This is a genomic window from Burkholderia sp. APQ4-4ca, from assembly GCF_057837105.1.
This window is the reverse complement of sequence record NZ_JBYQCG010000246.1, coordinates 61,314-86,214: the sequence shown is the minus strand read 5'-3', so window position 1 is coordinate 86,214 and position 24,901 is coordinate 61,314. Positions and strand designations below refer to the sequence as shown.

At 68.2% G+C, this 24,901-nt stretch carries 26 protein-coding genes; 13 read left to right on the top strand and 13 right to left on the bottom strand.

Annotated elements, in window-relative coordinates:
- Positions 1–17: 17 nt before the first annotated feature.
- The 3 genes from AC3IFE_RS34325 to AC3IFE_RS34315 are packed head-to-tail and all read left to right on the top strand — an operon-like array spanning position 18 to position 3,438.
- A complete protein-coding gene (locus tag AC3IFE_RS34325; protein WP_089470193.1) occupies positions 18–1,106 on the top strand; it encodes an alcohol dehydrogenase catalytic domain-containing protein in 1,089 nt (362 codons plus the stop codon).
- Between the two features lie 29 nt (positions 1,107–1,135).
- Entirely contained in the window at positions 1,136–2,683 is a 1,548-nt protein-coding gene (locus tag AC3IFE_RS34320; RefSeq protein WP_489194877.1) for an FGGY-family carbohydrate kinase, read from the top strand.
- Positions 2,680–3,438, top strand: a complete 759-nt coding sequence (locus tag AC3IFE_RS34315; protein ID WP_089470191.1) for an SDR family oxidoreductase — start codon at positions 2,680–2,682, stop codon at positions 3,436–3,438. The genes AC3IFE_RS34320 and AC3IFE_RS34315 overlap by 4 nt, the downstream gene beginning before the upstream one ends.
- Before the next feature lie 50 nt (positions 3,439–3,488).
- Here the strand turns inward: AC3IFE_RS34315 and AC3IFE_RS34310 are convergent, their stop codons facing one another.
- The 8 genes from AC3IFE_RS34310 to AC3IFE_RS34275 form a co-directional block, all read right to left on the bottom strand.
- A complete protein-coding gene (locus AC3IFE_RS34310; RefSeq protein ID WP_012339712.1) occupies positions 3,489–3,629 on the bottom strand; it encodes a hypothetical protein in 141 nt (46 codons plus the stop codon).
- 171 nt (positions 3,630–3,800) lie between these two features.
- Positions 3,801–4,385: a nucleotidyltransferase family protein gene (locus AC3IFE_RS34305; RefSeq protein WP_089470190.1), complete on the bottom strand. Its 585-nt coding sequence runs from the start codon at positions 4,383–4,385 to the stop codon at positions 3,801–3,803.
- A gap of 379 nt (positions 4,386–4,764) precedes the next feature.
- Complete coding sequence (locus tag AC3IFE_RS34300) at positions 4,765–5,160, bottom strand: type II toxin-antitoxin system VapC family toxin (protein ID WP_089470610.1); 396 nt, start codon at positions 5,158–5,160, stop codon at positions 4,765–4,767.
- A complete protein-coding gene (locus AC3IFE_RS34295; RefSeq protein WP_021158157.1) occupies positions 5,157–5,396 on the bottom strand; it encodes a type II toxin-antitoxin system Phd/YefM family antitoxin in 240 nt (79 codons plus the stop codon). The genes AC3IFE_RS34300 and AC3IFE_RS34295 overlap by 4 nt, the downstream gene beginning before the upstream one ends.
- An 85-nt stretch (positions 5,397–5,481) precedes the next feature.
- Entirely contained in the window at positions 5,482–6,165 is a 684-nt protein-coding gene (locus AC3IFE_RS34290; RefSeq protein ID WP_489194873.1) for a Fe2+-dependent dioxygenase, read from the bottom strand.
- Positions 6,162–6,917: a tetratricopeptide repeat protein gene (locus AC3IFE_RS34285; protein WP_489194871.1), complete on the bottom strand. Its 756-nt coding sequence runs from the start codon at positions 6,915–6,917 to the stop codon at positions 6,162–6,164. Before AC3IFE_RS34285 ends, AC3IFE_RS34290 begins: the two co-directional genes overlap by 4 nt.
- A 3-nt stretch (positions 6,918–6,920) precedes the next feature.
- Complete coding sequence (locus tag AC3IFE_RS34280) at positions 6,921–9,164, bottom strand: TonB-dependent receptor (RefSeq protein WP_489194869.1); 2,244 nt, start codon at positions 9,162–9,164, stop codon at positions 6,921–6,923.
- 472 nt (positions 9,165–9,636) lie between these two features.
- Positions 9,637–10,932 carry an aspartate carbamoyltransferase gene (locus AC3IFE_RS34275; RefSeq protein ID WP_089470186.1) on the bottom strand — a complete coding sequence of 432 codons (1,296 nt, stop codon included), beginning with the start codon at positions 10,930–10,932 and terminating at the stop codon, positions 9,637–9,639.
- A 235-nt stretch (positions 10,933–11,167) separates the two neighbouring features.
- On the opposite strand from AC3IFE_RS34275, the gene AC3IFE_RS34270 reads away from it, so the two are divergent.
- Positions 11,168–11,302, top strand: a complete 135-nt coding sequence (locus AC3IFE_RS34270; protein WP_050017418.1) for an entericidin A/B family lipoprotein — start codon at positions 11,168–11,170, stop codon at positions 11,300–11,302.
- A gap of 101 nt (positions 11,303–11,403) precedes the next feature.
- Here AC3IFE_RS34270 and AC3IFE_RS34265 read toward each other — a convergent pair whose 3' ends face one another.
- The 3 genes from AC3IFE_RS34265 to AC3IFE_RS34255 form a co-directional block, all read right to left on the bottom strand.
- On the bottom strand, positions 11,404–11,952 hold the full coding sequence (locus AC3IFE_RS34265) for a permease (RefSeq protein ID WP_489194866.1): 549 nt from the start codon (positions 11,950–11,952) through the stop codon (positions 11,404–11,406).
- A gap of 200 nt (positions 11,953–12,152) precedes the next feature.
- A complete protein-coding gene (locus AC3IFE_RS34260) occupies positions 12,153–13,085 on the bottom strand; it encodes a DMT family transporter (protein WP_489194864.1) in 933 nt (310 codons plus the stop codon).
- 190 nt (positions 13,086–13,275) lie between these two features.
- Complete coding sequence (locus tag AC3IFE_RS34255; protein WP_489194862.1) at positions 13,276–14,070, bottom strand: AraC family transcriptional regulator; 795 nt, start codon at positions 14,068–14,070, stop codon at positions 13,276–13,278.
- Positions 14,071–14,240: 170 nt separating this feature from the next.
- On the opposite strand from AC3IFE_RS34255, the gene AC3IFE_RS34250 reads away from it, so the two are divergent.
- On the top strand, positions 14,241–15,074 hold the full coding sequence (locus tag AC3IFE_RS34250) for a molybdenum cofactor biosynthesis F family protein (RefSeq protein ID WP_489194938.1): 834 nt from the start codon (positions 14,241–14,243) through the stop codon (positions 15,072–15,074).
- Positions 15,071–15,880, top strand: coding sequence for an SDR family oxidoreductase (locus AC3IFE_RS34245; RefSeq protein WP_089470183.1), 810 nt, complete (start codon positions 15,071–15,073; stop codon positions 15,878–15,880). The genes AC3IFE_RS34250 and AC3IFE_RS34245 overlap by 4 nt, the downstream gene beginning before the upstream one ends.
- A gap of 96 nt (positions 15,881–15,976) precedes the next feature.
- On the opposite strand, the gene AC3IFE_RS34240 is transcribed toward AC3IFE_RS34245, so the two are convergent.
- Positions 15,977–16,654, bottom strand: coding sequence for a dihydrodipicolinate reductase (locus tag AC3IFE_RS34240; RefSeq protein ID WP_489194860.1), 678 nt, complete (start codon positions 16,652–16,654; stop codon positions 15,977–15,979).
- A gap of 374 nt (positions 16,655–17,028) precedes the next feature.
- Between AC3IFE_RS34240 and AC3IFE_RS34235 the strand changes: the two genes are divergently transcribed.
- From AC3IFE_RS34235 to AC3IFE_RS34215, 5 genes are all read left to right on the top strand, one after another.
- Positions 17,029–17,742: an SDR family NAD(P)-dependent oxidoreductase gene (locus tag AC3IFE_RS34235; protein ID WP_489194858.1), complete on the top strand. Its 714-nt coding sequence runs from the start codon at positions 17,029–17,031 to the stop codon at positions 17,740–17,742.
- A gap of 76 nt (positions 17,743–17,818) precedes the next feature.
- The gene (gene creB / locus AC3IFE_RS34230; protein ID WP_489194856.1) at positions 17,819–18,526 is read left to right on the top strand and encodes a two-component system response regulator CreB; all 708 of its coding nucleotides are present in this window, start codon (positions 17,819–17,821) and stop codon (positions 18,524–18,526) included.
- Between the two features lie 15 nt (positions 18,527–18,541).
- Positions 18,542–20,002 carry a two-component system sensor histidine kinase CreC gene (gene creC, locus AC3IFE_RS34225; protein WP_489194854.1) on the top strand — a complete coding sequence of 487 codons (1,461 nt, stop codon included), beginning with the start codon at positions 18,542–18,544 and terminating at the stop codon, positions 20,000–20,002.
- Between the two features lie 103 nt (positions 20,003–20,105).
- Complete coding sequence (gene creD / locus AC3IFE_RS34220) at positions 20,106–21,494, top strand: cell envelope integrity protein CreD (RefSeq protein WP_489194852.1); 1,389 nt, start codon at positions 20,106–20,108, stop codon at positions 21,492–21,494.
- 241 nt (positions 21,495–21,735) lie between these two features.
- On the top strand, positions 21,736–21,933 hold the full coding sequence (locus tag AC3IFE_RS34215; RefSeq protein ID WP_489194936.1) for an oxidoreductase-like domain-containing protein: 198 nt from the start codon (positions 21,736–21,738) through the stop codon (positions 21,931–21,933).
- Between the two features lie 89 nt (positions 21,934–22,022).
- Here AC3IFE_RS34215 and AC3IFE_RS34210 read toward each other — a convergent pair whose 3' ends face one another.
- Positions 22,023–23,483 (bottom strand): MFS transporter, encoded by a 1,461-nt coding sequence (locus tag AC3IFE_RS34210; protein ID WP_489194850.1) that lies wholly within the window; start codon positions 23,481–23,483, stop codon positions 22,023–22,025.
- A gap of 147 nt (positions 23,484–23,630) precedes the next feature.
- On the opposite strand from AC3IFE_RS34210, the gene AC3IFE_RS34205 reads away from it, so the two are divergent.
- Both AC3IFE_RS34205 and AC3IFE_RS34200 read left to right on the top strand, forming a co-directional pair.
- Entirely contained in the window at positions 23,631–24,503 is an 873-nt protein-coding gene (locus AC3IFE_RS34205; protein WP_089470607.1) for a LysR family transcriptional regulator, read from the top strand.
- A 60-nt stretch (positions 24,504–24,563) separates the two neighbouring features.
- Positions 24,564–24,884: a DUF7660 family protein gene (locus tag AC3IFE_RS34200; protein ID WP_089470175.1), complete on the top strand. Its 321-nt coding sequence runs from the start codon at positions 24,564–24,566 to the stop codon at positions 24,882–24,884.
- Positions 24,885–24,901: the final 17 nt, after the last annotated feature.

The following is a 24,901-nucleotide window of genomic DNA, read 5'->3' as shown; positions in this document are numbered from 1 at the left end:
CAGGAAAGAGACAACTCATGACGACACCCGAAGCCCAGCCGCGCATGACCGCGGTCGTCTGCCACGGCCCCGAGGACTATCGCGTCGAACAGGTCGCGATGCCGCATCCCGGCGCGAACGAGCTCGTGATCCGCATCGCCGCGTGCGGCATCTGCGCGAGCGACTGCAAGTGCTACACCGGTGCCAAGATGTTCTGGGGCGGACCGAGCCCGTGGGTGAAGGCGCCGGTGATTCCCGGCCACGAATTCTTCGGCTATGTGGAAGCGCTCGGCGACGGCGCGGCCGAGCATTTCGGCGTCGCGCCGGGCGACCGCGTGATCGCCGAGCAGATCGTGCCGTGCGGCAAGTGCCGCTATTGCAAGTCGGGCCAGTACTGGATGTGCGAGGTGCACAACATCTTCGGCTTCCAGCGCGAGGTCGCCGACGGCGGGATGGCCGAGTACATGCGCATTCCGCCGACCGCGATCGTCCACAAGATCCCGTTCGGCGTATCGCTCGAGGATGCCGCGATCATCGAGCCGCTGTCGTGCGCGATCCATACCGTGAACCGCGGCGACGTGCAGCTCGACGACGTCGTCGTGATCGCCGGCGCGGGCCCGCTCGGGCTGATGATGACGCAGGTCGCGCACCTGAAGACGCCGAAGAAGCTGGTCGTGATCGACCTGATCGACGAACGGCTCGAACTCGCGTGCCAGTACGGCGCCGACGTGACGATCAACCCGCAACGCGACGACGCGCGCGAGATCGTCCGCGCGCTCACCGACGGCTACGGCTGCGACGTGTACATCGAGACGACCGGCGCGCCGGTCGGCGTGAACCAGGGGTTGGACCTGATCCGCAAGCTGGGGCGCTTCGTCGAATTCAGCGTGTTCGGCGAGGATGCGACCGTCGACTGGTCGATCATCGGCGACCGCAAGGAGCTCGACGTACGCGGCGCGCACCTCGGGCCATACTGCTATCCGGTCGCGATCGACCTGCTCGCGCGCGGGCTCGTCACGTCGAAGGGCATCGTCACGCACGGTTTCGCGCTCGAGGAGTGGGACGACGCGATCCGCGTCGCGAAATCGCCCGAATCGATCAAGGTGCTGCTGAAGCCGGCCCGCTGACAGCCGGCGCGCGCCTCACCGGAGACATCATGGAATACGTGATAGGCGTCGACATCGGCACGCAGAGCACCAAGGCGCTGCTGGTCGACCGGCACGGCACGATCGTCGCGCGACGCTCGGCCGGCTACCAGCCCGATACGCCGCGCCCGCTGTGGGCCGAGCAGTGGCCGCAGGTGTGGTTCGACGCGGTGCTCGACTGCATCGCGGGCTGCGTGAGCGACGCGCGCGCGCAGGGCGTGCCGGCCGATGCGATTCGGGCGGTGTGCGTGAGCAGCCTGTACGGCGGCTCGGGCATCCCGGTCGACATCGACATGCGGCCGCTGCATCCGTGCCTGATCTGGATGGACCGGCGCGCGACCGCGGAAGTCGACTGGGTCGACGAACACGTGAACGTCGAGCGGCTGCGCGCGATCACCGGCAACGGCGTCGACAGCTACTACGGCTTCACCAAGATGCTGTGGCTGCGCGACCAGCGGCCGGACGTGTGGGCGAACGTGCGCTATTTCCTGCCGCCGAACGCATACGTGATCTACCTGCTGACCGGCGAAGTCGCGGTCGATCACAGTTCGGCCGGCAATATCGGCGGCGTGTACGACGTCGCGCGCCGCGAATGGTCCGACGACGCGCTCGACATGCTCGGCATTCCGGCGACGATGATGCCCGAGCGGCTCGTCGATTCGACGGACGTCGTCGGCGGCCTGCTGTCGCAATGGACCGCGCAACTCGGGCTGCCGGCCGGCACGCCCGTCGTCGCGGGCGGCGTCGATGCGGCGGTGGCGACCTTCGCGGCCGGCGCGACGCGTGCCGGGCAGCACGTCGCGATGATCGGCACCAGCATGTGCTGGGGCTACGTGAGCCGGCACGTCGATGCGCGACACGGCCTCGTCAGCATGCCGCACGTGTTCGACGGCCAGCGCGACCTGTACGTGTTCGGCGGCGCGATCACGGCCGGCGCGTCGGTCGCGTGGTTTCGCGACCAGTTCTGTCACGCGGAAATCGATGCGGCGCGGCTGCTGTCGCACGGCGATCCGCACGTGCTGCTCGAGGAGGCGGCCGAGCGCGTGCCGGCCGGCGCCGACGGCGTGCTGTTCCTGCCGTATCTGATGGGCGAGCGCAGCCCGGTGTGGGATGCGAAGGCGAGCGGCGCGTTCGTCGGGCTGAGTCTCGCGCATACGCGTGCGCATCTTTATCGCGCGGTGCTCGAAGGCGTCGCGTTCGCACTGCGCCACAACATCGAGGCCGGCCGCCGTGGCGCGGTGGCGCTGGATAATCGATTGATCGTCGTCGGCGGCGCCGCGCATTCGGCGCTGTGGATGCAGATCATCGCGGACGTGACGGGTTTTCCGGTGTGGACGATCGAGCAGGACGTCGAAGCCGCGATGGGCGCGGCGCTGCTCGCCGGTGTCGGGGCAGGGCTCGTGTCGCGCGACGACGCGCAGGGCGGCTGGGTCACGCTCATCGAGCGCGCACGGCCCGATGCGGAGCGCGCGAAAACGTACGACGCGCGTTTTGCGCTCTACACGGCGCTGTATCCGGCACTCAAGCCGATCATGCACAGGCTGGGCACATCATCATGAACACACGATTCGATTTCGGCGGGTCAACGGTGCTCGTCACGGGCGCGTCGAGCGGCATCGGCCGCACGTGCGCGGTCGCGCTGGCGCACGCAGGCGCGCGCGTCGTCGCGGCGGCGCGCGACATGGCCGCGCTCGACGCGCTTGCCGGCGAGATTGCGTGCGAAACGTTGCGCATGGATGTCGGCGGCGACGAATACGCGATCGATGCCGCGCTCGCCTCGTACGAGGCATTCGACGGCCTCGTCAATTGCGCGGGGATCGCGTCGCTCGAACCGGCGCTCGAGGTCGACGCCGCGCATTTCGATCGCGTGATGGCCGTCAATGCGCGCGGCGCCGCGCTCGTCGCGCGAGCCGTGGCGCGCAAGATGATCGAGCGCGACGGACGCGGCGCGGCGAACGCACGGGGCAGCATCGTCAACGTATCGAGCCAAGCGGCGCTCGTCGGCCTGCCCGCGCATCTGAGCTATTGCGCGTCGAAGGCGGCGATGGACGCGATCACGCGCGTGCTGTGCATCGAACTCGGGCCGTACGGCATTCGTGTGAACAGCGTGAACCCGACCGTCACGCTCACGCCGATGGCGCAGTTCGCGTGGAGCGAACCGGAGAAGCGCGCGCCGATGCTGGCCGCGATTCCGCTCGGCCGCTTCGCGCAGCCTGACGAAGTCGTCGAGCCGATCCTGTTTTTGCTGAGCGACGCGGCGTCGATGATCAGCGGCGTGTCGCTGCCGATCGATGGCGGGTATACGGCGCGCTAGACGCGCCACGGTAGTGGCGCGCTGCATTCGCGGAGCGGGGCGGTGTGCGGCTAGACCGGATCCTTGCTCGGCGGTCCGTCCGGCTGCTGCGGGTTGTCGTGATGGCCGGGCGGCGACGAGAATGGATCGTCTTCCGGATCTCGGTTCGGGTCGGCCGGTGGCTCGGGCGTTGGGGTCGTGTGGTCGCTCATGGAGAACTCGTGGCGTGCGTGACGGGGTGGCGCGGCGGACGCGCCTCGTCTTCGTTATAGCCAATCGGTCGCGCGTTTGCAGCGGGATTCTTGCGACGGGTTGTCGATCGTCGGAGAAATCCGCCTGTTGGCGGTGTTTGGGCGGGAGCCCGCGGGCCCGCGCAATCGACGTCAGCGCAAATCCGCCGGTGTATCGACGTCGCGCAGGATGCCGGGGTCGTCGACGTCGAGCAGGGTCACCGGCGCGCTGGCGAACAGCGCGCGGGCGCCCGCGTCGCCGTCGAGGGCGGCGAGCGCCTCGAAGTGGCGCGCGGCGAAACCGACCGGATGGCCGCGCACGCCGCGATGCGCGGGCGCGACGATCGACGCGCCGTCGGCTTCGAGCGCGCGCGTGACCGTTTCGTAAGTGGAAGCCGCGATCCACGGCATGTCGCCGAGCGCGACGAGCCAGCCGCTCGCATCGGGCGCGGTGCGGACGCCGGCCGCGAGGCTCGCGCCCATGCCGCGTAGCGCGTCGGGTGCATAGACGACCTGACAGCCGGCTTCGTTCAGCAGAATCGCGAGCTTTTCGGCGCCGGGGCGCACGACGGCGATCACGTCGGCGGTGGCAGCCGCGAGATGGCGGGCGGCGGCCACCGCCACCGGCGTGCCGTCGGGAAGCCGGGCGAGCAGCTTGCTGTGCAGGCCGGTCGGGTCGAAGCGTTGACCAAGGCCGCCGGCGAGCAGGACGCCGGTCGCGAGTGACGCATAGGACATCGGCGTGCGGGGAGTGAGGCAGGTGCTGCGATTGTGCGGTAGCACACGGGGATCGGCAAGTGAGAATGTTACCGAGTCACGCATGTCGAATCGGGAAAACCGTCACCGCGAGGCTTCTTCGAGCATGCTTTCGTCGACAGGACTGTAAATTGCATGCGATTCGTTCTGCGGGGTGGCCCAATAGCGATCGCCGAACGACCCGTGCCACCATTCGGACGGGTAATGCGTTAAGCCGGCGCGGGCACTTGGCGCGACGACGGCTGCGGGCCGCTGGCCGATATGGGATGGGCCGGCCGCGGTCGTGTTGGTCGGACGAATCGCCAATATGCGGGAGTGGGGCGGAAGATGCGCCGTAGTTCGACCCACGGGCGGGCGACGCCTACCAGAGCGTCTTGACGTGTGCGTATGCGCGGATTTTTTCGTCGCGAGTGACGAGCGGTGCGCCGAGCCGCCGCGCGGTCGCGACGATCATGCGATCGGCCGGATCCTTGTGGAACGTGCCGGGCAGATCGGTGGATTTCGCGGCGATGTCGGCATCGATCGGCACGAACCGCATGCCGTCGATTTGCGCGACGGTGGCGAGCCACGCGTCGACATCCATCGTCAATGCGAGGCGGTCGTTGCGCACCAGCATCGCGATTTCCCACGCGGAGATGGCCGATGCGGCGAGCGCGCCTTCGCTCCGTGCGCGATCGATCGCGCTTCTCGCCTTCTTGCTGAGCGCAGGGTCGCCTGCCACCCACCACACCAATGCATGCGTATCCAGCACGATCACCGCGACGCCTCCCAATCATCTTCCGCAATCGGATCGAGAGGATTGTCGTAGCGCATGACCGACCCGCGCAATATGTCCAACGGCTGAGCTTCGCGCGAGCGATACGGCCGGATCTCGAGCGTCGGCTTGCCGTGGTCGGTGACGATCAGGCTTTCGCCCGACGCCTCGACGAGCCGGAAGTATTCGAGTGCGCGAGCCTTGAATTCGGATTTCGATACGGGAGCGTGCGGCATCATGATATGAGCATGGTCATTTGACGACGGTCATTTTAGACCCGCATTTCGACGCGGCGCAAGCGCCGTGGGGCATGACCGGCTCCCGCTACGCATCCGCCCACTTCCTCAACAGGTTGTGATAAATCCCGGTCAGGGAAATGACCATCGGGTCCTTCGCGCCTTTTTCCGCGGAAAGCGCCTGAATCTGCGTATCGAGCTGAAACAGCAGCGTGCGATCGCCATCGTCGCGCACCATGCTCTGAATCCAGAAGAACGACGCCACGCGTTCACCGCGCGTCACAGGCGTCACGTGATGCAGGCTCGACGCCGGATACAGCACGAGATCGCCCGCCGGCAGTTTCGCGCGATGCACGCCGTACGTATCCTCGACGCACAGCTCGCCGCCGTCGTGCGCGTCGGGTTCCTCGAGAAACAGCGTCGCCGACAGGTCGCTGCGCACGCGGAAATCCGTGCCGCGCAGCAGCCGGATCGCGTTGTCGACGTGCGTGCCGAACGTCTCGCCGCCTGCATAGCGATTGAACAGCGGCGGAAACACCTTGAGCGGCAGCGCCGCCGAAAAGAACAGCGGATGGCGGGCGAGCGCATCCTGGATCGCGTCGCCCACCGCGCGCGCGACCGGCGAACCTTCCGGCAATTGCCGATTGCGTTTCGCGAGCGCCGATTGCGCGCCGGACGTCGCATTCCCGTCGACCCATTCGGCGGCATCGAGCAGGTCGCGGCATTGCGCGACTTGTGCTTGGGTCAGTACGCCGGGGATATGAAGCATCATGATGCGGGTTCCAATGCGTGCGGCGTCAATTGCATGGCCGCCGAACGAAAAGCGTCGAGCGGCGACGACACGAGATACGCGCGCATCTTCGCGATGAACGCGGGCGTCGCGGTGGCCGGCACGCGCGCGAGCCAGGCGAGCGCTTCGTCGACGCGCCCGCGTTCGGCGAGCAGCCGCGCATAGTTGAACTGGCCGCGAAAATCGCCGGCTTCGGCCGCACGGCGATAGTGGTCGAACGCGGCGTCGATATCGGCCGATACGACCCAGCCGTCCTCGTAGAAGCCGCCGATCAGGTTGATCGATTTCGCATGGCCGAGCGCGGCCGCGCGGCGGAACCAGTCGAGCGCGTCGGCGCGGTTCTCGTCGACGCCGTTGCCGAGCGCAAGTGCGGTCGCGTAGTTGTACATGCCCCAGTCGAGGCCCGCCTGCGCGGCGAGCCGATACCAGTACACGGCGACCGGCGCGCAGGCGGCCGTGCCCCAGCCGAACTCGTAGCAGCGCCCGAGCATGTTCATCGCCATCGGGTGGGCGGCCCGCGCCGCGTGCCGGAACCAGTTGAACGCGGCGGCCGGATCGCGTGCGACGCCGTGCCCGTCGAGCAGGTATTGCCCGTAGACGGCCTGCGCGTCGACGATGCCGTGGTCGGCCGCCGCCGCGACCCACGCGGCGGCGCGCTCGGGCGGCCCGGCCAGGATGTCGGCGAACTCGCGCGGCGATACCGACGCGAGCGCCTTCAGCGACACGGCCTCCATCGATCAGTAGCGCGCGTTCAGCGTGACGAACGCCGAGCGGCCCGGCGCGATCGACGCATAGTGCGCCGGATACGCCTGATCGAAGTACGTGCGGTTGAACAGGTTGTTCACGTTCAGCTGCAGGTCGAGCTTCTTGTTGATCCGGTACTGCGCCATCGCGTCGAAGCGCCAGTACGACGGCACGGCGCGCAGGTTCGCGGGGTCGCCGAACACTTCCGACATGTAGAACGCGCCGCCGCCGACCGTGAACTTCGGCGTGACGTCGTAGTTCGACCACATCGTGAGGCTGTGTTTCGGCGTGTTCGGGAAGCGGTTGCCGTTGTTCGCGGCGTCCTTGCCGTTGTCGCGCAGTGCGCTCTTCATGTACGTGTAGCCGCCGAACACCTGCCACTGTTTCGTGATCTGGCCGGCGAGGCCGAGCTCGAGGCCCTGCACGCGCTTGTTGCCGACCATCGCGTACTGGTTGTTCGGCAGCGTCACGCGTGCGTTCGTCGTGTCGATCTGGAACAGCGCGGCCGTCAGCGACAGCTTGTCGTTCAGCACGTTCCACTTCGTGCCGAGTTCGATGCTGCGGTTCTTCTCGGGCGCCATCTGGTCGGCGTTCGGGCCGACGCCGCCGCGGCCCGGCGTCAGCGACTGCGTTTCGCTGCCTTCGCCGAGCAGCATGCCGGCCGGCGTCGACGACGTCGCATACGACGCGTAGATGCTGCCGTTCTGTGCGGGCTTGAACACGAGGCCGGCCTGCCAGTTGACGAGCGTGTCGTCGCGCGTCGTGGTCTTGCCGCCATTCGCCTTGGTATCGGTGAAGCGGGTCGAGTAGTCGTCGACGCGCACGCCGGCGTTGACCTGCCAGCGCGGCGTGATCTCGATCGTGTCGAAGCCGTAGATCGACTTCGTCGTGGTGCGCGCATGCGCGTAGTCGTTGTTGCGCGTGATCGAGCCGGCCCACGGATCGTTCGGGTTCGGCGACCAGAGGCTCGTGCAGTTGTAGCCCGACGCGGCGCCGATGCCTTTCTGGCAGATCTTGCCCGTGTCGGTTGCGACCTTGTACGAATCGCGCTTGCCCCATTCGCGGGACAGCTCGATGCCCGTCGTGAAGCTGTGCTTGAACGGGCCCGTGCGGAATTCGCCGAACAGCTCGGTCAGGTTCGCGAGGCTGTTGATCGAGCTGTCGCGGTTGTTGTTGCGGCGCCAGACCTTGCCGTTCACGACGTTGCCCTGGCTGTCGTCCGGCTGTGTCCAGATGTAGTCCTGCGTCGATTCCGTGTAGCGCGTGGTGTTGCGCACCGTGAGGTTCGGCGTGATGTCGTGTTCGATCCTGATCGTGCTGATGTCGGACGTGGTCTTGCGGAAGTCGCGGTCGATCAGGCCGTAGAAGTTGTGGCGATCGACGGGCGCCGGATAGATCGTGCCGACGTTCGCGGGCTTGTTCGACGTCGTGTAGAAGTACGGGATGCCGCCGTCGGGCATGTCGTCCGTCTGCAGATGGTAGTAGCTCGCGGTCACGCGCGTGGGCGTGCCGAGGCCGAACGCGATCGACGGCGCGACGCCCCAGCGCTCGTTGTTGACGGCGTCGCGGCCGGCCACGTCGTTGTTGTGGCTCATCAGGTTCAGGCGGAATGCGGCGTGATCGGCGAACTGCCAGTTGCCGTCGGCGGTGAAGCGGCGATAGCGGTCGGTGCCGAGGCCCGCGCTCGCGGCGGCCGTCGTGCCGAGGTGCGGGGCCTTCGTGATCAGGTTGATGCTGCCGCCGGCGCCGCCGCGGCCGCCGTACGCGCCGTCGGAGCCCTTGGTGATCTCGACGCGCTCGGTGTTGAAGATCTCGCGCGTGGTGGCGCCCGTGTCGCGCATGCCGTCGACGAACATGCTGCCCTGCGTGTCGTAGCCGCGGATGAACGGACGATCGCCGAGCGGGTTGCCGCCTTCGCCGGCGCCGAACGTGATGCCGGGCACCGTGCGCAGCGCTTCGGTCAACGTCGCCGCGCCGCTGTTCTGGATCAGTTCCTGCGGGATCACGGTGACGGATTTCGGCGTGTCGACGAGCGGCGCGGTGAATTTCGCGGAAGCGGAAAAGTCGGCCTTGTAGCTGTGCTCGGTCTTGCCCTGGATCTCGATCGGCGCGAGATGGCCGTCGGTGCTGACGGGCGTCGCGGGCGGCGTGCCGTCGGCGAACGCGGGGCTCGCGGCGAGCACGCTGCACAGGGTGGTGAATTTACCGAGCTTCAGCTCGTCGGGACGGGACTTCATGGTGCGCTTCGACCTCGCGATGTGGCCCCGGGGCGGTTATTGCGGAAATGTGCATGCCGCCGGGAATTATTACGATTTGTTTTCAGGCGGCATTCTATGTAATTTCTTGTTGAATGAGAAGCGTTCTTGTTCTCATTTGTGGAGTGATTGTTGACGAATGTTGCGGAGGGGTTGTGAGGGGCTGGCGGGGCGGGAGGATGGCCGAACGGCCGAATGGGAAAGGCGTGACAGATGGCTTACAGTGGCTGCATCCCAACCCGGATCAAATGACAGCAAGGTGTTGGTATGACTGCATTGAAAGCAAATGTGGTGATCCTCGTCGATACCAACGTCATTTCCGAGCCGCTGCGGCGCCGGTGCTGAAAATGACAACGCGCCGTGCAAGCCGGCGCGTTGGAGGGGCGTTGCGTCACTGCGCGCGGCCCTCGAACTGAAGCAATTTCGCGTTCAGGCGCGCGATGCCGCCCGCAGCTCAATCGATTCCGTGAAACACGGCATCCTCCGGCCCAAGGTACGCCGGCGGACGCCACGTCGCATCGCGCATCGAGTGCTGGACGAGATTCTCGACACCCAGCAGCACCGCGAAGATCGCCATCCGCACCGGAATGCCGTTGTCGGTTTGCCGGAAGATCGCGAGGCGCGGGTCGCGGTTCAAATCGACCGAGAGATCGTTCGCGCCGGGCCGGCTGTCGCGCGGCAGCGGATGCATGATCAGCGTGTCGGGCTTGCATACCGAATCGACGAGCGCCTGGTTGATCTGGAAATCCGGCGTATAGCCTTCGAACGACTCGTCGGTGAAGCGCTCTTTCTGGATCCGCGTCGCGTAGACGACATCCGCGCCGCGCAGCCCGGCCGCGAGGTCGTTCGTTTGCTCGACCACATGGCCGTTCGTCGAAATCTGATCGATGATGTACGCCGGCATTTCGAGCGTCGGCGGCGACACGAGCGTGAACTTCAGCCCGCGGTACAGCGCGAGCAGCTTGACGAGCGAATGCACGGTGCGGCCGTATTTCAGGTCGCCGACCAGCGCGATGTGCGCGCCGTCGACGATCTTGCCGAGCCGCGAGAATTCGCGCTGGATCGTATACAGGTCGAGCAGCGCCTGGCTCGGGTGCTCGCCGGGGCCGTCGCCGCCGTTGATCACCGGCAGGTTGGTCGCACGGGCGAATTCGGCCACCGAGCCTTTTTCCGGATGACGGATCACGAGCGCGTCGACGTAGCCGGCCATCACGCGGCTCGTGTCGTAGATCGATTCGCCCTTGGCCATCGACGAGAACGTGAAGCCCGTCGTGTCGCACACCGAGCCGCCGAGCCGGCAGAAGGCCGCGCCGAACGACACGCGTGTACGCGTGCTGGCCTCGAAGAACAGGTTGCCGAGCACGGCGCCTTCGAGCACGCGCGAAATCTTGTGACGCCGCGCGATCGGCTGCATGACGTCGGCCACGCGGAACAGCGCCTCGACCGAATCCCGCGAGAACTGGTCGACCGAGATCAATTGCGGCTTGCCTTCGAACAGGAATTGCTTCGCGAGCCCTTGTTTGTCTACGCTTTGCGTATAGTTCTCCCCGTCCGGCGCCGAGCGTTCGACGATTTCCGACACGAAACGCTCGACGATTTCGGGCATCCCGCGCGATTCCTGCGAATCGTCCGGAAGCAGCCAAGTATCCAGCGCGCGCCGGCTGACGCCGATGCGATTCGCGAAGGCCTCGCGAGTCATGTTGAGGCGGCGCATCGCGTCGCGGAGGAAGGCTTGCTGGGGAACGGTCATCGGCGGCTCCTGGGCGGAAAATATACGCGGTGCGTATATTAGTTCCTGCCGCAATGAAGTCAAGAAAAATCTTCGCGCATGCGCGATGTGGCGCGCCGGACACGCGGCGGGGCCGTACTGGCGCGCGGCGCGGCTCTCCGTATAATCAGGTCAGGCCCCGTGTCCGGCAGCATGCCGGGCGCCACGCCACACACGATTCGCCCGATCGGGCTTGTTGATTCCAAGGAGAATGAGAATGACGCGTACGATTGCTGCAATGCTGCTGGTACTGACCGCCGCGCTCGCCGGTTGCAATACGGTCGCCGGCGTGGGCCAGGACATTTCGAAGGGCGGCCAGGCGATCAGCGATTCGGCTGAAAAGGCCAAGTAAGCCAGCCGTTCCGGCATGCAGAAATGCAGAAGGCGCCGGGCCTTCCCGCGATGGCGGGGCGGCCCGGCGCCTTTTTTGTGCGCGAGTCGACGCCGCCGGCGTCAGGTGCGTTCCACGAATGCGTAGCTGCCGTCGACCTTGCGCGGCGCGAACCAGCCGTAGTCGGGGAACAGCCGGTTGCGGACGAACCACACGTAACCGACCAGCACGGCCGTGATCGCGACGCTCGGCAGCGCGGCCGCCGGATCGCGCCCGAGATCGGCGATGGCCTTCGGCATCTGCAGCAGCGACAACACGATGAACGCGTGATACGCGCCGACACGATGGGTTGCGAAGCCCCAGATGAACAGCAGCGACAGCGGCACGGTCAACGCAAGGAATACGGTGACGAGGACGGTGCCGGCGTCGGATGCGAAGAAGTAGTACGCAAGCATCAGGCTGATGACCAGCTGGGCGATGCCGAGCGCGATCAGGATCCGGATGTGCACCTTGTTCTTGCGGCAGCGTTCGGGGTCCGGGCGCGACGCGATCAGGTGCGCGAGCACGCGATCCTTGAGCCCCTGTCCGGACAGTTCGGCCAGCGCGTCGGCCTTCCTCGTTCCCGCGGACAGCAGCACCGCGATTCTTGTTTTGGCTTCCTTCCTGTTCATTGCTTGGCGGATTGTCGTTCGAGGGTGGTCAAAGGGGCCGGCCACGCGAATATTGCATCTTGCGCAGCCGTGCGCAACGGTTTTGCGGCGCGCGGACACATTCCTGCAGTCGCCGGCTGCATGGCGGGAAGACGGAGAGCGACAGGCGATGCGACGGCAGGGCGCGGCTGCCCTTTCCGCCGGGGCGCGATGAACGCGCGTCAGTCGGTGGCGGCCCGCGCCGCGAGCGTCGTGCGCGATTCGCCGGGCGGCTCGCGCCGTCGCGTCGCGCCGACGAGCATGCCGGCGACGACGAGCGCGATGCCGGCGACACGCGTGCCGCTCAGCGCTTCGTCGAACAGCGCGACGGCGAACAGCACGGCCGAAACCGGTGCGACCGCGGTGAACAGGGCGGCCTCGGTGCCGCTCGTGCGCGCCGAACCCGCATACCAGCACAGATAGCCGAGCACGGTCGGAATCAGTGCGTAGTACGCGATCGCCGACACCGCGCCGACGGTCCAGCCGCTCGCCACCGCATGCCATTCGAACGCGGCCGGCACGAGGGCGAGCACGAAGCCAAGGCCCGACATCGCGGTGGAAAGCGCAAGCGGCGGCAACGGCGCGGCGAGCCGCCGGTTGAGCAGGATGAAGACCGCTTCGCATGCGACGGCCGCCAGTACCAGCGCATCCCCGGCAAGCGTCTGCAGCGACGGCATCGCGTGGCCTGGCGCGAACGTGACGAACAGCACGCCGGCGGTGGCGAGCGCGGCAGCCAGCCAGTCGCGCGGCGTCTGCCGCTCGCGCAGCACGACGGCCGCGATCAGCGTCGACATGGCCGGCAGCGTGCCGAGCATCACGCCCGCATCGAGCGGCGACGACAGCTTCGTCCCGCTGATCAGCAGCACCGTATAGCCGACGCCGCCCGCCGCCGCCTGGATCACGAGCAGCGCGGCGTCGCGTGCGCAAATGCGTGGCCAGCGCATGCGCTGCGCGCGCATCAGCGCGAACAGCAGCGGGGTCGCGATCAGGAAGCGCAGCGCGGTGGCCGCGAACGGCGGCAGGCCGCCCGCCGCGAGACGGCTCGCGATGACGGTGCTGCCGACACCGGCCATCGCGGCGGCGAGATAGAGATAGCCAATCAGTCGTGTCTTCATGCGCCGCATCGTCGCGTACCGGGCACGGGGCGTCTTGAACGAAATTGCAGCAGAGTGGGGCGTTGAATACGGGGCGCCGTCGACGTGCCCGGACGCAATGGGTCGCGGCCGCCGTCGAGGCGGCAACCGCCTGCGAATGCGGTGCGCCCGGCGGCCTCGCGCTGCGCGCAGGGCAGCGGGACAGTGCGACTTAACCCGCCTGCGTGAATCGCCCCGGCGTGATCCCGAAGTGGCGCGCGAACGCCCGTGTCAGGTGGCTCTGATCGGCGAAGCCGGCTTCAGCCGCTGCATCGGCGATCGGCAGGCCGCTGGCCAGCAACGTGCGCGCCAGCCGCGTGCGCGACTCGACCAGATAGGCATGCGGCGTGATGCCGAGCTCGCGCGCGAAGCCGCGCAGCAACTGGAAGCGGCTGACGCCGCTCAGGTCGGCCAGCTCGGCGAGCGACACGGGCGCGGCCGGCGCCGCGTCGAGCCGCTCGCGGGCGATGCGGACCGCCGGTGCGACGCCGGCCGTGGGCAGCGTGCGGTTTGCGTGCCGGGCGAGCAAACCGGCGACGAGCATCACGAGCGCTTCGTCGCGGGCCAGCGGCTGGGTTTCGCCTGCGACGATGCGCGCATGCAGCCGGCCGACGGCGGCCGCGAGCCGCGCGTCGCGCACGGCTGGATGCGCGAGCTCGACGGCGCCGACGCCTTCTTCCGCCGCGACGCCCGCGATCAGCGCGGGAGTGAGGTAGAGCATCCGCCATCGCCGGCCAGTGCCGGCCTCGAGCGGCGAGCCGTCGTGCATCTCGCCGGGGTTGACCATGATCGTGTCGCCGGCCAGCGCGTCGACTTGCCCGCGGCCGCTCCACGACCGGTGCGCACCGCTGACGATCACGCCGACCCCGAATTCGTCGTGCGCGTGGCGCGGAAACGCGCGATCGGATTCGAGGCTGATCGCCTCGATGCCTTCGCCGGTGCGTCGGTAGTGGGTGACACGGTGCATGTGCGCTCCTCGCGCCGGTGGCGGCGCGGATCACGTGCACTGTAGCGCGTTCCGGCGCCGCGCGCCCTTCATCCTTTTGGCCGATACCGCGCCGCGCGCGCAGCCCGCACCATGTGCACATGAGCAGCGTACACGGCCCGCCGGGCCTGAAGCTGCGCGGGAGAGGGCAGGTGGAACGACAGGATCCGGTATTCATTCAGGTGGGCGCGCTCGCGGACGGCTTCGCGCCGGACGCGAACGTCCTCGCCCCCGTCGACGCACTCATTGGGCGGACGCTGACGCTCGACGACGCATCGGGCGCATGGCGTGTCTATACGTTCGAGGCGGGCGCGCTGCAGTGGCGCGATGCGGCGACCGATACGGAGGGCCGCGTGGCGTGCCGCGTGACGCGGCTGCGCGACGGGCTGTACTTCGTCGACTACATCGATGCCACAGCGCGGGCGACGTCGGTGAGCCTCGTGATCGATCTCGACACCGGCGTGTGGACGTCGGTCGTCGGTACGCTGCCGACGGAAGCCGACACGCGCATCGATGCGTTCACGCGCGTCGCGCGCGGGCTGCCGTTGACGGCCGTCGATGCGCAATTCCGGCACGGCACGCTCGGCGGCCACGCCCGGCCGGGGCCGCTGCATGCGCCCACGCGCGAGCTGATCGGCAAGCGGACGATGTACCGCTACAGCCCGACCGAATGCTACGAGCACATCTACCTGAACGAGAATTTCTACGCGTGGCAGTGCCTGCAGGGCGTCGAGGGCGGGCTGGCCGATGTCGACCGCTGTCATTACTTCAAGATTGCGGACGAGCTTTACTTGTTCGTGTGGCGCGAGAAGGTGGTGCCGACGCTCGGCGTCGTGCTGATCGACTTCGCGCAGCACAAGACCGACGGCAAGATCTTCGGCTATCAGGGCAGCGATTTCGGCTCGTTGTCGAATTTCCCGGTCGGCGCGTACGCGCAGGTGCTGAACGAAACCGTGCATCCGCTCGGCGACGAGGCGCAGCGATGACCGCCGTGCTCGGCGGCGGCCGCTTGCGTGCGGATTTCAGCGGCCGCGTCGTGCTCGTCACGGGTGCCGCGCAAGGGATCGGCGCGGCGATCGCGCGCCGTTTCGCGGAATCCGATGCGTTCGTCGCGGTCGCCGACCTGAATGGCGAGGCGGCAGCCGCGCAGGCCGACGCGCTGGCCGGGGCGGGCGGCGACGCACGCGCGTACCGGGTCGATGCCGCGAGCCGGGCCGAACTGGATGCGCTCGTCGCGGCAGTCGAGCGCGACGGCGGCCGGCTCGATGTCGTCATCCACAATGCCGCGTACTTTCCGTTGACGCCGTTCGCGCAGATCGACGAGCCGACGCTCGACCGGACGCTGTCGGTCAACCTGTCGGCGTTGTTCTGGCTGGCGCAGGCCGCGTTGCCGGCATTCGAGCGCGCGGGGGCCGGGCGGCTGCTCGTCACGTCGTCGGTGACGGGGCCGCGCGTCGCCTATCCGGGGCTGGCGCATTACGCGGCGTCGAAGGCCGGCGTAAACGGCTTCATTCGGGCGGCGGCGCTGGAGCTGGCGCGCCGCAACGTGACCGTCAACGGCGTCGAACCGGGGATGATCCGCACGCCGGCGGCCGGCAATCTCGGCGACGCGTCGGTCGCGGCCCAGATCGCGCGCGACATTCCGCTGGCGCGGATGGGCGAGCCGGAGGACATCGCGAACGCGATGCTGTTTCTCGCGTCGGCCGATGCGGCGTACATCACCGGGCAGACGATCGTCGTCGATGGCGGGGCGACGTTGCCGGAGAGCGGCGCGGTGCTGGCAGACGGGTAGCGGCGAGCCAGCGAGGGCGAGCGCGGCGAGGCCTCGCCGGCACAGGCGTGCGGCCCGCGCCATGGGCGCTCGTGTCGCAGGCCGCCGCTGTCGCGACTACAGCCAGCCGTTGCGGATGAATTCGACGATCGAATAGCGGCGATGCTCGAGATCGTGCTGCCGCACGGCCTCGACGATGCGCGATACGCCATCCGCATAGGGCGTATCGCCGGATACGCGCGATTCGAACTGCAGGCTGCAGGCGCCGTCGTCGATGCGTATCCGGTGAACCGCATGGCGGCCGAGCTGATCGTCGCGGATGCCGAATTCGCTGCGCTGCACGACCGGCTCGCGCACGGAGCGGACGGTTTCCGGCCGTACGCCGAGCGACTGGGCGATGCCGACGGCCGTGCCGGGCACCGAGGTCTTGCCGGCCTGATGCGACTCGGTCACGCTGACGTCGCAGTCGCGAAACAGGTGGCCGCTGGCTTCCAGCATGCTCATGAACTTGAGCATCAGGATGTTCGTGTTCGGGCACAGCACGACCGGAAAGCCGTACGTTCCGCTTTCGAGGCCGGAGCCGGTCGACAACTCGACGAGCGGCGACGCGGTGCCCTGGCAGAACGCGATCGCCGCGGCGAGTTCGCGGCCGGAGCCGGCATGGACGACGATCGACCGGGCCTCGGTTCGTGTGCTGTCCGACCACGGCATCACGCGACAGGTGGCCGGGTCGAGCTTGTGCGAGCCGAGCAACTCGTTGGCGAGCTTGCCGGTTCCGATGACGAGTACTTGCATGGGATTGACGGGTTGAGGTTCGGGATGCGAGACGGCGGTGGCCCGGGCCGTCGGGCGGGCCAGCCCGGTTGCCTCCTCGCGCGCCATGGGTGCCGGGCATCGCGCATTATGCCCGGCCGTCCGACCGCGTGCTCGTGGGCTCGCGCAGGCGTCGCCCCGTCTCGCGACGTATGAGCGGCGATCCGTTTCGCGATGCAGCTCCCGGCTCGCAGCCAATCTCCCGTCGACCGTTCGCCGATTTCCCCCCGGCCAGCCACGGCTCACCGACGGACGAACTGCGCCGCCGCACCCTCATCGCCGCGCGCACGAACGCGTGAACGGCGCTACGCTGTCGGCATTTCATCCCATCACGCTCGATCCAGGAGAACACATCGATGGAACCCGATTTCAAAGGCAAGGTAGTCGCGATTACCGGCGGCTTCGGTCATCTGGGCGTCGCGACGGCCGCGTGGCTCGGCGAGCGCGGCGCACGCGTCGCGCTGATCGGCCGCGGCGCGGCCCCGGCGGCGCAGGCGCTGCCCGGCGTGCCGGCCGATGCGCTGCGCATCGGCGGCATCGATCTCGTCGATCCGCAGGCCGCCACGCAGGCGCTCGACATGGTCAACCGCGAATTCGGCCGGGTCGATGCGCTGCTGAACATCGCCGGCGCATTCGTGTGGCAGACGATCGCCGACGGCGATGCCGCCACGTGGGACCGCATGTACGAACTGAACGTGAAGACCGCGCTGAATGCGTCGAAGGCCGCACTGCCGTACCTGGTGGCGAGCCAGGCCGGCCGCATCGTCAACATCGGCGCGGGCGCGGCGTTCAAGGCCGGCGCGGGGATGGGCGCGTATGCGGCCGCGAAGGCGGGCGTCGCACGGCTCACCGAGGCGCTGGCGGCGGAACTGCTCGATCGCGGCGTGACCGTGAACGCGCTGCTGCCGAGCATCATCGACACGCCGCCGAACCGCAAGGACATGCCCGACGCCGACTTCTCGCGCTGGGTCCGGCCCGAACAGCTCGCGGCGACGATCGGATTCCTGCTGTCGGCCGGCGCGCAGGCGATCACCGGTGCGTCGATTCCGGTGAGCGGCCGCGTCGCGTAGTGCGCCGGCGGAGGGCTCGCCGGGGCCGGCCGTGCGTACAATGTCGCACCGGCTTGCGCGACCCGAACCCGACACCATGACTCAGCCCACCATCCTGATCGTCGAAGACGAACAGGCGATCGCGGACACGATCGTCTATGCCCTCGGCACCGACGGCATGCAGACCGTTCACTGCACGCTTGGGCAGGCGGCGCTCGACCGCCTGCGCGACACGCGTGTCGATCTCGTGGTGCTCGACGTCGGCCTGCCGGACCTCGGCGGTTTCGAGGTATGCCGGCGGCTGCGCACGTTCACCGACATTCCGGTGATTTTCCTGACCGCGCGGCACGACGAGATCGACCGGATCGTCGGGCTCGAGATCGGCGCCGACGATTACGTCGTCAAGCCGTTTTCGCCGCGTGAGCTGGCCGCCCGGGTGCGCGTGATCCTGCGCCGCTTCCATCGGGCGGCCACGGCGGAACCCGCACCCGCACCCGCCGACGCGCCTGCCCCGGTCGCCGCCGGCTTCACGCTCGACGCCGACGGCGCGCGTGTGGCGTGGCTCGGCCACGCGCTGGACCTCACGCGCTATGAATTCGGGCTGCTCGCGCTGCTGGTCCGGCATCCGGGCCGCATCTACTCGCGCGAACAATTGATGGATCTCGTGTGGCACGAGGCGCTCGATTCGGCCGACCGCACGGTCGACACGCACGTCAAGACGCTGCGCGCCAAGCTGCGCGCGATCGATCCCGAGCGCGACCCGATCCGCACGCATCGCGGAATGGGCTATTCGCTGCAACCGTAACGATCGACACCGCCCATGCATATCGGCCTGCGCATCTTCTTCGGCTTTTTCCTGATCGTCGGCCTGGCCGCGCTGATCACGCTGCGCGTGTTCGTGCAGGAGGTGAAGCCCGGCGTGCGCGAAGCGATGGAGGACACGCTCGTCGATACCGCGCAGGTGCTGGCGACGCTGGCGGCCGACGACATGGCGAACGGCCATATCGCCGACGGCACATTCGCACGGCAGCTCGGGAAACTGCACGAGCGCCCGGTCAGCGCGAACGTGTGGGGCATCCAGAAGAATGCGATCGGCTACCGTCTCTACATCACCGACGCGCACGGCATCGTCCGCTACGACTCGTCCGGTCGCGCGGTCGGGCAGGACTATTCGCGCTGGAACGACGTGTACCGGACGCTGCGCGGCGAATACGGCGCGCGCAGCACGCGCAGCGATCCGAACGACGACGGCAGCACGGTGATGCACGTGGCGGCGCCGATCCGGCGCGGCAACGAGATCATCGGCGTGCTGACGATCGCGAAGCCGAACCAGACGGTCGCGCCGTTCATCGCGCGCAGCCAGCGCAAGATCATGCTGTACGGCGCGTTGCTGATGGGCGGCGCGATCCTGATCGGCGCGGCGTGCACGTGGTGGCTGGTGCTCGGGCTGCGGCGCCTGCAGCGCTATGCGCGCGCGATCGCGGCCGGCGAGCGCGCGTCGATGCCGCTGCAGGGCGCGAACGAGCTGGCCGAACTCGGGCGCGCGGTGGAAAGCATGCATCAGCGGCTGGAAGACCGGCAGTACGTGGAAACCTACATCCACACGCTCACGCACGAAATGAAGAGCCCGCTGGCCGCGATCAGCGGCGCGGCCGAGCTGTTGCAGGAAGACATGCCGGTCGCGAACCGCCGGCGCTTCACCGAGAACATCCGCCGCCAGGCCGGTCGCCTCGAACAGATGATCCGCAAGCTGCTCGCGCTGGCCGAGGTCGAGCAGAAGCAGCGGCTGTCGGTGCACGAACCGGTCGCGTTGCGGCCGGTGCTCGAACAGCTCGTCGACGATATCGAGCCGCGCGCGCGGCAGCGCGGCGTGAGCCTGCGGATCGACGCGAACGATGCGGCTGACGGGGCCGATGCGCCGGTCGTCGACGGCGATCCGTTCCTGCTGCGACAGGCGCTCGTCAACCTGCTCGACAACGCGCTGGATTTCGCGCCGCAAGGCAGCACGATCCGGATCGCGCTCGAGCGGCAGCCGGCGGGCAGGGCGTACGTCGCGGTCGTGCGCGTCGCGGACGACGGCCCCGGCGTGCCCGACTATGCGTTGTCGCGCGTGTTCGAACGCTTCTATTCGCTGCCGCGCCCGGACGGGCAGGATCGCAGTACGGGCCTCGGGCTCTGTTTCGTTCGCGAAGTCGCGATGCTGCACCACGGTCAGGTCGCGCTCGCCAACCGCGCGGAAGGCGGCGCGTGCGCGACGCTCACGCTGCCGTCGGCCGGCTGACTGCGCTTCACGCTCGCCACACATTCGCTTCACACAGGCTTCAATCGGCCTTCACCGGGGCCGCTCATGCTGACCGTACCTTCCATCCCGGTACTTGCCAGCCATGAATCGAGTCCTGTTGTTCAAGTCCATGATCACCGCGTTCCTCGCGCTGGCGATCCTGATCCCGCTACAGATGGTCCAGAGCATCGTGCGAGAGCGCGCCGACTATCGGCAGAGCGCGCTGCAGAGCATCTGGGCGAGCTACGCGGGGCCGCAGACGGTGACGGGGCCGGTGCTCGTCGTCCGTTACACGGAAGTCACGCGCGTGAGCGACGACGTGCGCGCCGGCGGCAAGGCGAAAACGAGCCTGAAAAGCGAGACGAAACGGCTGCTCGTGTTCCCGAAGACGCTGAACGTCGACGGCACGCTGTCGGTCAGCGTGCGTTATCGCGGCATCCACAAGGCACTGGTGTACGCGCTCGACAGCCGGGTGACGGGCACGTTGCCGCTGCCGGACCTGAAGAAGCTGCCGCAGGCCGACGGCCACGTGAGCTTCAAGATCGACGGCGCGTATGTCGCGCTCGGCATCGGAGACCTTCGCGGGTTGAAGGCGCAGCCGGACCTGCGCATCGGCGGCAAGCGGATCGACGTGGAGCAGGGCACGCGGCTCGACAGCCTGCGCCAGGGCGTGCATGCGAACGTCGATCTCGCGGCGCTGGCGGACGCAAACGCCGGCGCGGCGGTCGTGCCGTTCAGCATCGGCCTGCCGCTGGCGGGCGCCGAATCGGTCGCGTTCGCGCCGGTGGGCGACCAGAACGACTTCTCGCTGAAATCGACGTGGCCGCATCCGAGTTTCGGCGGCGAATTCCTGCCGGCCGAGCGCACGATCGATGCGCGCGGTTTCGTCGGCAACTGGCACGTGACGTCGTTCAACACGAAGGCGCGCGAGCAAGTGGCGTCCGGCAACGGCGGGGGCGAGATCGAGATGGCGTCGGTGTCGGTGATCGAACCCGTAAACGTCTATCTGCAGGCCGAACGCGCGACGAAATACGGTGCGCTGTTCGTGATGCTCACGTTCGCGAGCTTCTTCATGTACGAGCTCGTCAAGCGGCTGCGCATTCACCCGATCCAGTACGCGCTGGTCGGCTTGTCGCTCGCGCTGTTCTTCCTGTTGCTGCTGAGCCTGTCCGAGCACATTGCGTTCGGCTATGCGTATCTCGCGGCGAGCGGCGCATGCATCGGGCTGCTCGGCTTCTACCTGTCGTTCGTGCTGCACAGCGTGAAGCGCGGCGCGACGTTCACGGCGCTGCTCGCGGTGCTGTATGCCGCGCTCTACGGGCTGCTGCTGTCGGAAGACAATGCGCTGATGCTCGGTTCGCTGCTGCTGTTCGCGATCCTTGCCGGCATCATGACGCTCACGCGCCGCGTCGACTGGTATTCGCTCGGCGCCGCGTGGCAGCCGCTGGCCGACAAGCCGGGGGCGGTGAAGCCGGGCGCGCCGGCGAAGTAAGCGCGAGGGGGAGCATGAGCGCGCGCCGGTCGGGAATATAGCGGCCGGCGCGCGTTTTCACGCGGGCCTGATGCCTTTCACACGGCCATCCTGGCGCGACGAAACCGCGCCAGCGGAATCTCGACGATGGCCGCGATCTCGATCAGCGGTCGGGATGGGAGAGACGCTCGGCGCGGCCGGCCGAACGCGGCGGCGGCCCGTCTCGCCCTATACTCTCCACTCCACGTTACCGGACCACGCCGTGCCGAACTCAGTTTCCGGAGATCCGTCCATCGACGATCCCCGTCCGACCCCGCCTATCCCACCCGAACTGGAAGACTGCTGCAACAGCGGCTGTTCGCCGTGCGTCTTCGACCTGTACGACGAAGCGCTCGCGCGCTATCGCGTCGAACTGGCCGAATGGGAGGCGCGACAAACACAGCGCGAGCATCGCGAATAAACCGGATGCCGGCGAGCGGCCATGCGTTGCATGCGCCGCATCGGTTGCCGGCGTTGGACTGACGCGGCCATTTCCGTCCCGCGTATCCGTCACGCATGCGCATGCAGCCGCCGATGCAGTGGCCCGAGCGCCATCGACAAGGCGATGCAGCCCAGCAACACGATCGTCAGCGTGAACATCGACGCCCTGAACCCCTGCACGTAATCGAGCGCGGCCGGATGCACGCCGAGCCGCGCGAAGAACACGCCGCCGATCGTCGCGGCGCCGACCGCCGCGCCGATCTGCAGCATCGCGCTGACCATCCCCGACGCGACCCCCGCGCGGGCCGTGTCGACTTCCGCGAGCACGATCCGCACGACCGACGGCAGCACGAGCCCTTGCCCGATGCCGATCGCCGCGATGCCCGCATAGAAGCCGGGCCCCGGCGCGCCGTCGCGGGCGAGCGCGGCGGCGACCGCGACGCCGCCCGCGAGCATCGCGAAGCCGAGCGTGAGCACGCGATACCCGCCGAAGCGGGCGACGAGGCGCGGCATCAGCAGCGGGCTCGCGAGGAAGCCGAGCCCGAGCGGCAGGATCGCGAAGCCGGACGCGAGCGGCGACCAGTTCAGGCAGCCCTGCAGATAGATCCCGTAGCTCAGGAAGAACGCGCTCAGCATGTAGAACAGGAACGCGAGCAGGAGCCCGAGCGCGACGACCGGGTTGCGGAACAGCCGCACGTCGAGCAGCGGATCGTGGCCGCGCGCGAGCCGGTGCGCTTCGACCGCCAGCAGCGCGCCGAGCATCGGCAGCGCGCCGATGCCGCACGCGATCATCCACAGCGGCCAGCCGGCTTCCCGACCGTGCGTGAGCGGGTACACGAGCATCAGCAGGAACAGCGACATCAGCACCGTGCCCGGCACGTCGATGCGCTGGCCGCGCGGCGCGCGGTTTTCCGGGATGAAGCGCCAGCTGCCGATCAGCGCCAGGATGCCGATCGGCAGATTGACGAGGAAGATCGCGCGCCAGCCGAGCCCGAACGGATGCAGGCTGATCAGCGCGCCGCCGCCGAGCTGGCCGATCACGGCCGCGAGGCCGAACGCGAACCCGTAGAAGCCCATCACGCGCACCTGTTCCTGCGGGCTGAACACGCTGCGGATCGTCGCGAGCACCTGCGGCGCGAGGATCGCGGCGAACAGGCCCTGCAGCACGCGGCCGCCGACGAGCACCGTGCCGTTGCCGGCGAGCCCGCACAGCGTCGACGCGAGCACGAAGCCGGCCATGCCGACCATGAACATGCGCTTGCGTCCGTACAGGTCGCCGAGACGCCCGCCGGTGATCTGGACGACCGCGTTCGCGCACGCATAGGCCGACACGACGAGCTGCAACTCGGCCTGGCGCGCGCCGATGCCGTCGCGAATGGCCGGGAGCGCGAGATTCACGATGAAGTAGTCGAGCGGCGGCAGAATGGCGCCGACCAGCAGGACCACGAGCGCCCAGCCGTGGCGGCTGCGCGGCATCGCCGCGGCAGTCGCGCCGGCCGGCGCGCGGGGAGCAAGGGTGTGGTTCGTCATGAGGAAAGCAGGATCCAAAAAATGAGGGCCGGGTATGCGATCGACACAGGCAGGCCGTTGACCCCTTATTCTGGATATCGCTCATGATTCGGAAAAGCGGGAAAGAGTGGTAGCATCCATCGGGTTATTCGATGGATGGGGGAGGCGATGCGCGGTTTCGACCTGGATCAGTTACGCACTTTCGCGGCGGTCGCGGACGCCGGCAGCCTGACGGCCGCCGCGCCGCTGCTGCACCTGTCGCAATCGACGGTCAGCGAGCAGGTGCGCAAGCTCGAATCGCGGGCCGGCGTGCCGTTGTTCGTGCGCAGCAAGCGCGGCGTCGAGCCGACGCCGGCCGGCTCGCGGCTGCTGCAGCACGCGCGGCGCATCGTCGCGCTGAACGAGGCCGCGTTCGACGAACTGCGCGGGCAGGCGATCAAGGGCGAGCTGCGCGTCGCGATCACCGATTACTACCGTACGAATGAAGTGGCGGGCATGCTGGCGCGGCTGCGCGAGTGCTACCCGCAGTTGAGCCTGCACGTGAGCGCGATGAAGAGCGCGGAGATCGAAGCGGCGCACGCGCGCGGGCAGATCGATCTCGGCGTGGTGATGAACATGTCGAGCGGGCCGTTCCGGCCGGTGTCGGCCGACACGCGCTGGGTGCTGCGGCGCGAACCGCTGTCGTGGGTCGCGTCGCCGGCGCTCGCCGAGCAGTTGCCCGAGCCGCTGCCGCTGGTGCTGCTGCCGGACGACTGCATGATGCATCAGGTCGCGGTGCGCTCGCTCGACGAGCAGCACACGCCGTACGTGCTCGTGCACAGCGCGTCGGGTGTCGCGGGGTTGCAGTCGATGCTCGCGGCGGGGCTGGGAGTCGGCTGCCTGTGCGCGTCGGCGATTGGCGACGGCCTGATGCGGCTCGGCCCGAAATACCGGCTGCCGCCGCTGCCCGACGCGGTGTTTTCGCTGACGCCGCCGCTGCCGGGCGAGCGCGAAACCGTTACCCAGGCGCGCGAGGTGCTGTCGCGTCAACTGCTGATGTAAAACCATGCCGCGCGACACGCGACGGCGCGTAACGAGAGGCGCGCCAGGGGGACCACAGGCATGAACGACGAACTGAAGCGCGAGATGGCCGCGAAGCTGCAGGATGCGCTGGAGCGCGTGGTCGACGAGCGTTCGCTGATCCACTTCCTGCGCGTGCTCGGCCATGACTGGCACACGGAGCGGCAACTCGAGGCAGACTCGCCGCTGTCGCCGTACGCGCACGCCGCGCTCGGCTGGGAAAACCGGTCGATCGGCGAGTACCTGGAAGCGATGATCGACTGGGCCGAGGCGTCGGAAGAGGGGCTGCGTTTCTACGACGTGCCGGACAACCCGTGGCGGCGGATCGCCGACATCCTGTTCGCCGGAAAAATCTACGAATAGCGCGGCCTGCGCGATTC